Below are 10,545 nucleotides of genomic sequence, written 5' to 3'. Positions count from 1 at the left end.
TCGGCGAGGGGCCCGGTGTTCCGCGTGTAGTGGAGGGTCGTGGCGTGCGCTCCCGAGGCGACGACCGATCCGTAGGCCGGCCCCTGTCCCTCGACCAGGGCGCGGCGGGCGAAGGTGCCCTCGAGGTAGCGCTCGCCGCGGGGCATCGCGCGGGCGACCTGCCACGCCTCGAGGCAGTCGTCGAAGCCCCGCGCCGTGCCGTCGACGGCGAGCTGCAGCCGTCCGATCTCCCAGTCGTTCTTGATCAGGCGCAGCTCGTCGAGCGTCGCCTTGAGCACGAGGTGCGGTCCGAGCTCCGGTCCGCAGATGCTCCGCACCAGCTCGTCGACGCTCTCGTCGAGGGTGGGCAGGACCCGGATGCGCCGGGCCCGCCGCGCGGCCCGCTCCACGTCGCGGGTGAAGTCGGCCAGCGGCCGGGTCTCGATGCCCAGCGCCGCCTGCGTCTCGGCGAGCGACGGCCGCGGCCCGACCCAGAGGTCGCCGAGCGCGTCGTTCTGCCAGAACTCGTCGCCGTCGCGGCCGGAGGGAGCCCGCAGGTACAGGATCGAGCCGGCCTCCCCTCCCGTCGTGTCGACGACGAGCACGCTCTCGGCGACTCCGTTGCCCGTCAGCCACACGTGGTCGGTGCCCGGGCGGAAGCGGTGGTCGCTGTCGTTCGAGCGCACCCGCGGCAGGCCGGCGGGGACGATCAGCAGCTCGGCGGGCAGCGCCTGCGCCAGTCGCGACCGGCGCTCCGCGGTGTAGGCGAGCACCGGCTCGTCGGGGTCGATCACCGGCTCCGGATCGGCCCAGCCGGCGGTCATGAACGCGCCGTCCCCGGGGAGCGGGCTGCGGTTCACGGCCCTCGGCATGCTCCAGAGTGCGGACTCCTCTGCCCGGGCCTCCTCCACAGCGCTCACGCGCCCGCCCGCTCCAGCGCGTCGGGCAGCTCCTCGAGCCAGGCCGCCCGGTCGGAGTCGAGCGGAGCCAGCGGCAGCCGCCCCAGGCCGTCCGGCAGCGGGATCGCCGCGAGCAGCGCCCGGGTGTACGGATGCAGCGGGCTCTGCCACACCGTCTCGGTCCCCCCCGACTCCACGACCCGGCCGCGGTACATCACGAGCACCCGGTCGGCGATGCGCCGGACCACCGAGAGGTCGTGCGAGATGAACAGCATGCCCGCGCCGGCCTCGACGCTGAGCGAGCGCATCAGCGCGGCGACGCTCGTCTGGGTCGAGGCGTCGAGGGCCGAGATCGGCTCGTCGGCCACGAGCATCCGCGGCCGCGCCGCGAGGGCCCGCGCGATGGCGATGCGCTGCTTCTGGCCGCCGGAGAACTCGTGCGGGAACCGGCTCGCCATCGCCGGGTCGAGCCCGACGCGGCGCAGCCAGTCGGCCGGGTCCGAGCCCTCGGCGCCCCGGGCGAGTGCCGCCCGGACGCCGTCGCCGATCTGCTCGCCGATGCGGCGACGGGGGTTGAGCGAGGAGTTCGGGTCCTGGAAGACCATCTGCACGCCGGTCATCGCCGGACTGCGCCGACGGAGTCCGAGCGCGGGCACGTCGACGCCGTTCAGGCGCACGTCGCCACCGCGGCGCTTCTCGATGCCGACCACGGCGCGCGCGAGGCTCGACTTCCCGCAGCCGCTCTCTCCGACCAGCGCCACGACCTCGCCGGCCGCCACCCGGAAGCCGACCCCGTCGACGGCACGCAGCGGCGGTCGCCGCCCGTACTCGACCACGATGCCATCGGCCTCGAGAACCACTCCCGCGCTCATCGCGCACCCCTCTCGACGTCGCCTGCCGTGGCTGCGCCCGGATCGTCCGCGGCGGCGGCCCTCTCGTGCCCCTCGACGAGCTCGGCGACCAGCTCCTCCGGGCTCTCCTCGAAGCTCGAGCCGGGCAGAGCCGCCAGCAGCGCCCGCGTGTACTCGTCCTCGGGCGCGGTGAACAGACGCTCCCGCGGAGCCGACTCCACGACGAGCCCCTGGCGCATCACCGTCACCTCGTCGGCCACGGCGCTCATCACGCCGAGATCGTGGGTGACGAGCAGGATGCTCAAGCCGCCGTCGTCGACCAGCTCCCGCAGCAGCTGCAGCACTCCGGCCTGCACGGTCACGTCGAGCGCGGTCGTCGGCTCGTCGGCCAGCAGCACGGAGGGCTCGCACGCGAGCGCCACCGCGATCGCGATGCGCTGCCGCTGACCGCCGGAGAACTGGTGGGGGTAGCGCCCGAGGGAGGCCCGGGCGTCCGGCACCCGCACCCGCTCGAGCAGGGCCTCGGCCCTGGACCGCGCGGCCTCCTTGCCGAGACCGAGGTGGTGGCGCAGGTGGTCGGTGAGCTGGCGGCCCACGGTGAGCTGCGGGTGCAGGCTCGTCGACGGGTCCTGGAAGACCATGGCGACCCTGCGTCCGCGCACCGTGCCGAGCACCTGCCGGGACGCGCCGACGAGCTCCGTCGTGCCGTCGCCGGTGTCGTCGGCGGGGCGGATGCTCCCGCTGGCCGTCATCGATCCGGGCAGCAGTCCGAGCACCGCCAGGGCGGTCATGGTCTTGCCCGAGCCGGACTCGCCGGCGAGGCCGTGGATGCCGCCGCGGCGCAGCGCCAGATCGATGCCGTCCACGACGGCGTGGCTGCGGGTGCGGATGCGCAGCCCGCTGATGGTCAGTGCGTCGCTCACAGCGTGGCGCCTCCTCCGCGGATCGTCTGCGACCGCGGGTCCAGGGCGTCGCGCAGGGCGTCGCCGACGAAGTTGAACGCGATGACGACGGTGAGGATGGCCAGGCCCGGGAAGACGCCGATCCACCACGCGTCGAAGTTCTGGATGGCGTCCGACACCATCGAGCCCCACTCGGCGGTCGGCGGCTTCGCCCCGAGCCCGAGGAACGACAGGCCCGACAGCAGGAGGATGGCCGTGCCGATGTCGAGGCTCGCCAGGACGAGCACCGGGCCGACGATGTTGGGCGCGATGTCGCGGACGAGGGAGCGCAGCGGCGAGAAGCCGAGCAGCTGTCCGGACACGACGTAGTTCGACGAGCGGAGGCCGAGCACGAGACCGCGGGTCAGCCGGGCGTAGGACGGCCACGACACGATCAGCGCCGCGAGCACCGCGTTCAGGAGCGACGCTCCGAGCGCGGCCGCGATCACCATCGCCAGGATGACCGTGGGGAACGCCATCACGAGGTCGGTGATGCGCATCGCGACCTCGTCGACCGCACGGCCGAAGAATCCGGCGACGGATCCGACGATCGCGCCGATCAGCACCGACATCACGACGAGCAGCAGGGCGAGCGGGATGGTGACCCGGGCACCCCAGATCACGCGCGAGAACACGTCCCGGCCGAGCGCGTCGGTCCCCATCAGCGTGCCCTCGCCGGGCGCCTGGAGGAGGGGCAGGTCCTGCGCGAGCGGATCGTGCGGGGCGATGACGGGGGCGAGCACGGCGATGAGGATCCAGAGCACGCCGACGGCGGCGCCGAGGAGTCCGAGCGGCGCCGACCAGCGGCCCAGGCGCAGGCGGGGGCGACGCAGGCGGAGGCCGGGGGCGGCGACCGGGTCGAGCACTCCGGCACCGACGCCGTCGCGCGGACCGGCCGGAGCGCCGTCGCGCGGGTCGGACCGGGTGGTTCGCGGATCCGTCACGAGGCCAGCCTCACTCTCGGGTCGAGCACGCCGTACAGCAGGTCGACGATCAGGTTCACGAGCAGGTACATCACGCCGATGAGCAGGCCGACGCCCATGATGCCGCGCAGGTCGAGGTGCGACGCGGCCTGGTAGGCGTAGGAGCCGATCCCGGGCCAGCCGAAGACCGCCTCGACGAGCACGGTGCCGCTGAGCAGGCTGCCGAAGGCGAGGCCCCCGACGGTGAGGATCGGGATGCTCGCCCCGCGCAGCACGTAGGAGAAGGTGACCGCGCGGTTCGGCAGCCCCTTCGCGCGGGCGGCCCGCACGTAGTCCTGGTCGAGGATCTCGAGCACCGCGGTGCGCACGAACCGGGTCAGCAGGCCCACCGTGTAGAGCGTCAGGACGAGGACGGGGAGGAAGAGGTGCGACGCCGCGTCGAGGAAGGTGTCGAGCTGGCCGGCGAGCAGGGCGTCGACCGTGTAGAGGCCCGTCACCGTCGGCGGCGTGGTGAAGTCGCTGCTCAGCCGACCGGATCCCGGCGCGATCCGCAGCTGGAAGTAGAGGACGTAGTAGAGGACCAGCGCGAGCCAGAAGGTCGGCACGCTGAGTCCGGCCAGCGACACGACGCGCAGAACGTGGTCGGAGGCCCTGCCGCGCCGGTAGGCGGCGACGGTGCCGAACAGCACGCCGATGATCACGCTGAGCACGATGGCGCCGAAGGCGATCTCGAGGGTGGCCGGCAGCGCCTTCGCCAGGTCGGCGACCACCGGGTTGTGCGTGGTGGTGGAGACGCCGAGGTCGCCGTGCAGCAGGTTGCCGAGGTAGGTGAAGTACTGCACGACGAGCGGCTGGTCGAGACCGTACTGGGCGCGGAACTGCGCGACGATCTCCGGATCCTCCGCAGCGCGCTGGCCGAGGGCGGCCGCCACGGGGTCGCCCGGCACGAGGTTGGTCAGGATGAAGGTGACGAGGGTCACGCCCACCACCAGCAGCAGCGAGGTGAGCACGCGGCGGAGCGCGTAGCGGAGGAACGGGTGGGCCGCCCGGCCCCCGCGCTGACGCGGGGTCCGGACGGCCGTCGTGGTGGTGGACACGGGCTACTGCGCGGCGAGGGCCGCGATGTCGATGGTCCACACCGCGTTGTAGACGACACCCGAGACGTCCTTCGCCGCGGCGATGTTGTTGCCGGGCTGGAGCAGCGGGATGAAGGGGCCGTCGGCGTTCAGCGCGGTCTGCAGCTCCTCGAAGCGCGACTGGCGCTCGTCGTCGCTGCCGCCGGTGGCCGCGGCGTCGGCCAGCGCCGAGATCGCGGGGGCCGCACCGTCGGTCCAGCCGGAGCGGAGGCCCACGACGTCGCCCGGGGTGAAGACGAGGTAGTCGCTCGGGTCCGGGTAGTCCGGGCCCCAGTACCAGAGGCCCATGGTCTCGGTGCCGTTGCGGTAGGCGTCGAGCTCGGTGGCGACGGGGGCCGGTGCGAGCTCGACGGTGATGCCGGCGTCCTTGAGCTGCGACTGGATGCGCTGCGCGATGGTCGGGAAGTCGATGCCGTTCAGGCTGATGTCGCTCGGGAAGTTGAGCGTCACGGACTCGCCGGCGTAGCCGCTCTTCGCGAGGTCCGCCTTCGCGGCGTCGAGGTCCTGGGTGAGCGCGCCGCTCTCGGGCAGGGCGCCGAGCAGCATGCTCGGGATGACGCCGGACGCCTGGGCGGTGCCGTTGCCGGCGATCGAGACGAGGTCGTCGTAGTCGACGGCCTCCTTCACGGCCTTCACGAAGTCGGGGTTCGACGTGATCGCCGAGACGCTCGGGTTCTGGTTGAGCAGCAGGAAGATCACGTTCGCCGACGGGTCGCTGGTCACCGCGACCGAGTCGCCGAGCGCCTCCGCCTGAGTGCCCGAGAGGTCCAGCGCCACATCGGCGCTGCCGCCCTCGACGTTGATCTTCTGGGTCGCGCCCTCGACGTTCTGGATGACCACGCGGCCGTAGCCCGGGGCGTCGCCGTCGTAGTTCTCGTTCGCGGTCAGCACGACCTGCGAGGCGAGGTCGAGCGTGTCGAGCACGTACGGGCCGGAGCCGGCGGAGGTGGTGTTGAGGAACGTCTCGGCGGTGTCGGTCTCGTCGGTGGTGCCGCCGTTCTCCTTCACGACCTTCGAGTTCAGGATGCCGAGCGCCGGGTTCGCCAGAATCGCCGGCAGTGCGGGCGTGGGGTTCTCGGTGGTCAGCACCACCGTCGTGTCGTCCTTCTTCGTGACGGTGACGCCGTCGAGGAGGAACGAGGGGTTGCCCTTGAGGCCGATCACGCGCTGCAGCGAGAACACCACGTCGTCGGCGGTCATCGCGGTGCCGTCCGAGAAGGTGTGCTCGCCGTTCAGGGTGAGGGTGAAGGTCTTCGCGTCGTCGGACTGCTCGAGGCTCGCGAGGCCGTCGACGACCTGCGAGACGTCGCCGCCCTCGAAGGTGAGGAGGGTCTCGTAGAGCGCCTTGTCGACCATCTGGCCGGTCGGCTCGTACATGCGGCCCGGGTCGGCGGTCTTCAGGTCGAACGCCTTGTTGATGGTGAGCGTCGCGCTGCTGCCGTCGGCGGTGTCGACGCGGCCCGAGGAGCAGCCCGCCACCAGAAGGGCGAGGGAGACCGCCGCAGCGGCGATCACCACTCGCGTCGGGGCGGAGCGCGGGGTGCGGGTGGAGCGGACAACCATGGAGGCCTCCTGGCGAGGGTTCGGCTGGACGTGTTGCGAAACGATGGCACATCGCGACGCACTCCGTTTCCAGAGGGCCGCTATCGTGGACGAACTGCCGACCGCAGCGACGAAGGAGTGGATTATGTCGATCACCGATCCGGCCGCCGGTGCGGTCGCTGGACAAAGCGCGGGCGGGCTCGACGACCTCAATCTGCGCATCCTCGCCGTCCTGCGCGAGAACGGGCGCATCTCGATGTCCGCCCTGGCCGAGCGGGTGAACGTCTCGCGGGCGAGCGTCTACAACCGGGTCGAGCAGCTGACCGCATCCGGCGTCATCACCGGATTCTCGGCCCTGGTCGATCCGGGGAAGGTGGGGCTCGACGTCTGCGCCCTGGTGTTCGTGACGGTGCATCCGCAGTCGTGGCACCGGTTCCGCGAGGGCATCCTCCAGATGCCCGACGTGGAGTACTGCTGCATCACGACCGGCGAGCACGACGCGATGCTCCTGGTCCGCTCGCTCGACATCGGCGGCGTGCACGACTTCGTCACCGGCGTGGTCGCGGCCCGGCCCGAGGTGAAGTCGGTGGTCTCGGTCGTCGTGCTCGACGAGGTGGTGCGCAAGGCCTACCTGCTGCCCTCCGACATCCCCGACCGCTCCGGATCGACGAACCGGCTCGGCATGACGCGGTTCACCACCGCGGGGAACGGCCGCGACGCGGCGCGCTGAGCGTCAGACCTCGACGCAGATGCTGACGTGGTCGTCGCCGTCGATCTCGAACTCCTCGACGAGCCGCAGCAGGCCCTCCCCGTCGAGCTCGACGCGGCTGCCGCCGGTGCCGCTGACCACGGTCCCGCCGTCGATCAGCTGGTGCACGAACGAGACCTGCAGGGCGTCGCCGGTGCGCGTGCCCACGAACCGGCCGAAGGTCACGGTGTCGCCGACGTAGTCGCCCCAGACCACTCCGTCGCGCTCGGAGTAGTGGAACCGCGACGGCGACTCCGGGTCGACCGCACTGTTGGTCGAGGAGGTCATCACGAACTCGCGGCCGTCGAGACTGGGGGCGGTGGTGGCGTCGTTCACGTCATGGAGTATGCCGGAGAGGCCGATGTGTCCTGGCCGCACGCCGGTTTCGTCTCGTTCTTCGGGTCCGCGGCCCCCGGGGCTGGACGAAAGCGCCGTGTGCGGGTCTCTCGACGGTCCATTCGTCTGCGATCCTCCGCCGCCCGTCCCGATCCACCGAGCGACTCCGGGATCGGACGGACGATCTCCGCGGACAGGCGGCGGCGAGGCGTCCGGACTTCCCTTGCCGCCTCGATACTCCATCGACTCGTCCGTGATCGGAAACTTTCCCGTACTCTCAGGACCCGTACGGGAAATGAACCGGGGGCTCATTCGCATCCGGTTCGAATTCGACATCTTGGGGGCGCAATGGATCCGCAGCAATCGGTGAACAGTGATCGCGCCGTGTGCGCCCACGCGAGGAGCGGCGGATGACCGGGTCGAGTGCGACCGGCGCCGTGGTGAAGCGCCCCGAGTCGCGGGAGTGGATCGACTTCGCCAAGGGCGTCGCGATCAGTCTCGTCGTGCTCTACCACTCGTCGTTGTTCCTGGGATTCTTCGGCCTCGAGGGGTACGTCCCGAAGCTCCGCACTGTGCTGCTCTACTTCCCCATGCCGGTGTTCTTCTTCATCGCGGGCCTCACGGCCGCCCGGATGCTGACGTGGACGTTCGCCGAGCTGTGGCGCCGCCGGGTCCTCGCGCTGGTGTACCTCTATCTGCTGTGGTCGTTCATCCGGGTCGTCTTCTACTTCATCGTCCCGTTCTCACGGTCGGAGGCCACCTCACCGACGGACCCGCTCAACGTGCTGGTGCTCCCCATCCTGCCGTCGAGCAGCTACTGGTTCATCTGGGCTCTCGCGATCTTCAGCATCCTCGCCTGGGCGATCCGCAAGGTGCCCCGGTGGATCCAGCTCTCTGTGGCCGGGCTGCTGTCCGTCGCGTCCACGACCACGGGCCTGCTGGACACCGACAACATCGGCTGGGACCGGGTGCTCCAGAACTTCATCTTCTTCCTCGTGGCGATGTTCATCCCCCGCACGTTCTACCGCTTCGCCGCCCGCGTGAAGGTCTGGCAGGCGCTCGCGCTCGCAGTGTCCTACATCGGCATCATCGCGGTGATCGTCGCCTTCGACGCCAACCGCATTCCGGGCGTCATCCTGATCGCCAGTTCGGTCGCGATCGTCCTGGGCATCGCCGGCTCCCAGTACCTCGTCAAGGTCCGCGCACTGAAGATCTTCGTCACCATGGGGCAGCAGAGCTTCCAGATCTATCTCCTGCACCTCTTCGTGATCGCTGTCGTCGTCGCGTTCGTCCCCCTGCTCGGCGAGACGAATGTCCCGACCGGCCCGGCGACGGTCTTCCCGTTCGCCCTGACGGTGTTCTCCCTCTGGGCGTCGCTGTTCCTCTTCCAGTCGCTGCGGCGCTTCTCCTGGTTGTGGGTGAGCCCGTTCAGCACCGGCAAGTCCCAGAAGAAGCGCCTCGCCGCCAAGGAGGCGAGATCGGCCGCGGTCCAGCCCACCGCGGTCGAGTCCGCAGCTCCTGTCGCCCCGGCCGATGAGCCCGCTGACGCGGGGACTGCGGGCAGACCGGAGAAGGACTGACCGGCGAGCACCTCCCGGGTGACTCCCCGGGCGACCCTTCTGCAGGCCCGAGTCGTCTCGGGCGCTGGTGAGTCCGCCTCAGACCGGGCCGGCCCGCGCTGCTCGGTCTCGGGTGAGCCGAGGGAGCAGTCGGACGAGGACGACCATGCCGACGAGTTCCACGAGGGTCTGCGTGACGACGACGACGGGCGCGAGCGACAGCGGTGCCGGGAGCGCGAGTGCGAGGGGCAGCACGACGAGCGAGTTGCGGGTCGCGCCGCTGAACACGAGGGCGCGCGTCGCGGGCACGTCGAGTCGGAAGACGCGTCCAGCACCCAGCCCCAGAGCGGTCATGACCACGAGGAATCCCGCGTAGAGCGGGACGAGAACGAGAAGCCGGCCGGCCGAGGCGCCCACGGCGCCGGACTGGGAGGCGACGACGGTGAAGAGCGTGGCCGTCATGAGCGGCACCACGAGCCCGAGCATCGTGGACTCGACGATCCGGCCGGCTCTGTGTCGGCGCGCCAGGGCCTGCACCAGCCCGGCCGCGGACAGCGGCACCACGATCAGCAGCAGGAACGCCCGCGCGAACGGACCGGCGTCGACCACCGCCACCCCCGCAGGACCGATGAAGAGCACCAGATACACGGGGAGGGGAGGATCTGCGCGAGCATCAGCAGCGGTGCGGCGGCGAGCAGCCGGTCGGACGCCCCTCCGGCGAGCCCGGCGAACGCGATCACGTAGTCGATGCACGGCGTCAGGAGCACCAGGAGGACCCCGAACAGCAGCACCGGAGTGTCGGCGACGAATCGGGACAGCCCGTAGGCGACGAGCGGCACGACGACGAAGTTCAGCACCCCGACCGCGGCGAGGAAGCGGCCGTCGCGCAGAGAACGCGCGATCGCGGCGAACGGGACCCCGAGGAACGTGGCGAACAGCAGCAGCGCGAGCACCGGTTCGATCGCGACCTCGAGGTGGTGCGCGGCGGGCAGCAGCAGTCCGAGAGCGGCGCCGGCGGCGATCGCGGCGAGGTAGAGCGGGATCTGGCGGTGCTCGAGCCAGGCGACGAGCGCTCTCACGACAGCAGGTCGGCGAGAAGGAGGGGCACGGGTGCAACGGTAGAGGCTCGCCGCCCGGCTCACCGACGTGGCCGAGACCACCCGCGAACCGCCGGCGCTGACCTGATCGCGCGTCGAGCGGAAGCACCGCCGCACAGTGAGTCCGCTGACGACCGCGACCTGGCGCGCCCGGGCGGATGATGGTCGGGTGAACCGCACCGATCGTCTCTACGGGCTCGTCGAGGAGCTGCGGGCGGTCTCGCCCCGGCCGCGGAGCGCGCGCCGTCTCGCCGAGCGGTTCGAGGTGTCGGTGCGGACCATCGAGCGGGACCTGTCCGCGCTGCAGCAGGCGGGTCTGCCGATCTGGGCGGAGCCCGGCCGCACGGGCGGCTATGTCATCGACGCGTCCGCGACCCTCGGGCCGGCCGGATTCACGGTGGAGGAGGCCGTCGCCGTGCTGATCGGCCTCAGCGCGCTGCAGCGCAGTCCGTTCCGGCAGGCAGCCAGGACCGCCGCCCGGAAGACGCTCGCGGTCCTGCCGGACGACGTGGCCGCCCGCGCCGGCGCGGTCGC

The 10,545-nt window shown here is 71.4% G+C and carries 10 protein-coding genes and 1 pseudogene; 3 read left to right on the top strand and 8 right to left on the bottom strand.

All coding sequences use genetic code 11. From position 1 onward, the window contains the following. The 6 genes from C5C82_RS16215 to C5C82_RS16190 form a co-directional block, all read right to left on the bottom strand. Positions 1-839 (bottom strand): aminopeptidase P family protein (locus tag C5C82_RS16215; RefSeq protein ID WP_181134467.1); only part of this gene is annotated, 839 nt, incomplete at its 3' end. 56 nt (positions 840-895) lie between these two features. Then, on the bottom strand, positions 896-1,750 hold the full coding sequence (locus C5C82_RS16210) for an ATP-binding cassette domain-containing protein (RefSeq protein WP_104347006.1): 855 nt from the start codon (positions 1,748-1,750) through the stop codon (positions 896-898). Then, positions 1,747-2,652 (bottom strand): ABC transporter ATP-binding protein, encoded by a 906-nt coding sequence (locus C5C82_RS16205; RefSeq protein ID WP_104355371.1) that lies wholly within the window; start codon positions 2,650-2,652, stop codon positions 1,747-1,749. Before C5C82_RS16205 ends, C5C82_RS16210 begins: the two co-directional genes overlap by 4 nt. After that, positions 2,649-3,614 (bottom strand): ABC transporter permease, encoded by a 966-nt coding sequence (locus C5C82_RS16200; protein ID WP_244230527.1) that lies wholly within the window; start codon positions 3,612-3,614, stop codon positions 2,649-2,651. Before C5C82_RS16200 ends, C5C82_RS16205 begins: the two co-directional genes overlap by 4 nt. Then, positions 3,611-4,690, bottom strand: coding sequence for an ABC transporter permease (locus tag C5C82_RS16195; protein WP_104355370.1), 1,080 nt, complete (start codon positions 4,688-4,690; stop codon positions 3,611-3,613). The genes C5C82_RS16200 and C5C82_RS16195 overlap by 4 nt, the downstream gene beginning before the upstream one ends. Before the next feature lie 3 nt (positions 4,691-4,693). Continuing rightward, on the bottom strand, positions 4,694-6,292 hold the full coding sequence (locus C5C82_RS16190; RefSeq protein ID WP_104291804.1) for an ABC transporter substrate-binding protein: 1,599 nt from the start codon (positions 6,290-6,292) through the stop codon (positions 4,694-4,696). Positions 6,293-6,416: 124 nt separating this feature from the next. Here C5C82_RS16190 and C5C82_RS16185 point away from each other — a divergent pair, with 124 nt between their 5' ends. Continuing rightward, on the top strand, positions 6,417-7,001 hold the full coding sequence (locus C5C82_RS16185; protein WP_104223259.1) for an Lrp/AsnC family transcriptional regulator: 585 nt from the start codon (positions 6,417-6,419) through the stop codon (positions 6,999-7,001). Positions 7,002-7,004: 3 nt separating this feature from the next. On the opposite strand, the gene C5C82_RS16180 is transcribed toward C5C82_RS16185, so the two are convergent. Continuing rightward, complete coding sequence (locus C5C82_RS16180) at positions 7,005-7,355, bottom strand: hypothetical protein (RefSeq protein ID WP_258060307.1); 351 nt, start codon at positions 7,353-7,355, stop codon at positions 7,005-7,007. Between the two features lie 410 nt (positions 7,356-7,765). Between C5C82_RS16180 and C5C82_RS16175 the strand changes: the two genes are divergently transcribed. Continuing rightward, positions 7,766-8,935: an acyltransferase family protein gene (locus C5C82_RS16175; protein ID WP_104355369.1), complete on the top strand. Its 1,170-nt coding sequence runs from the start codon at positions 7,766-7,768 to the stop codon at positions 8,933-8,935. A gap of 78 nt (positions 8,936-9,013) precedes the next feature. Here C5C82_RS16175 and C5C82_RS16170 read toward each other — a convergent pair. Then, positions 9,014-9,993 (bottom strand): annotated as a pseudogene (locus C5C82_RS16170) (arsenic resistance protein). A gap of 187 nt (positions 9,994-10,180) precedes the next feature. Between C5C82_RS16170 and C5C82_RS16165 the strand changes: the two are divergent. Then, on the top strand, positions 10,181-10,545 hold a 365-nt coding region (locus C5C82_RS16165), incomplete at its 3' end, for a YafY family protein (protein WP_146079673.1).

This window comes from Rathayibacter sp. AY1D5 (assembly GCF_002932515.1).
Taxonomy (GTDB): Bacteria; Actinomycetota; Actinomycetes; order Actinomycetales; family Microbacteriaceae; genus Rathayibacter.
The sequence above is the reverse complement of the archived record's forward strand: the minus strand, read 5'-3'. Positions and strand labels throughout refer to the sequence as shown.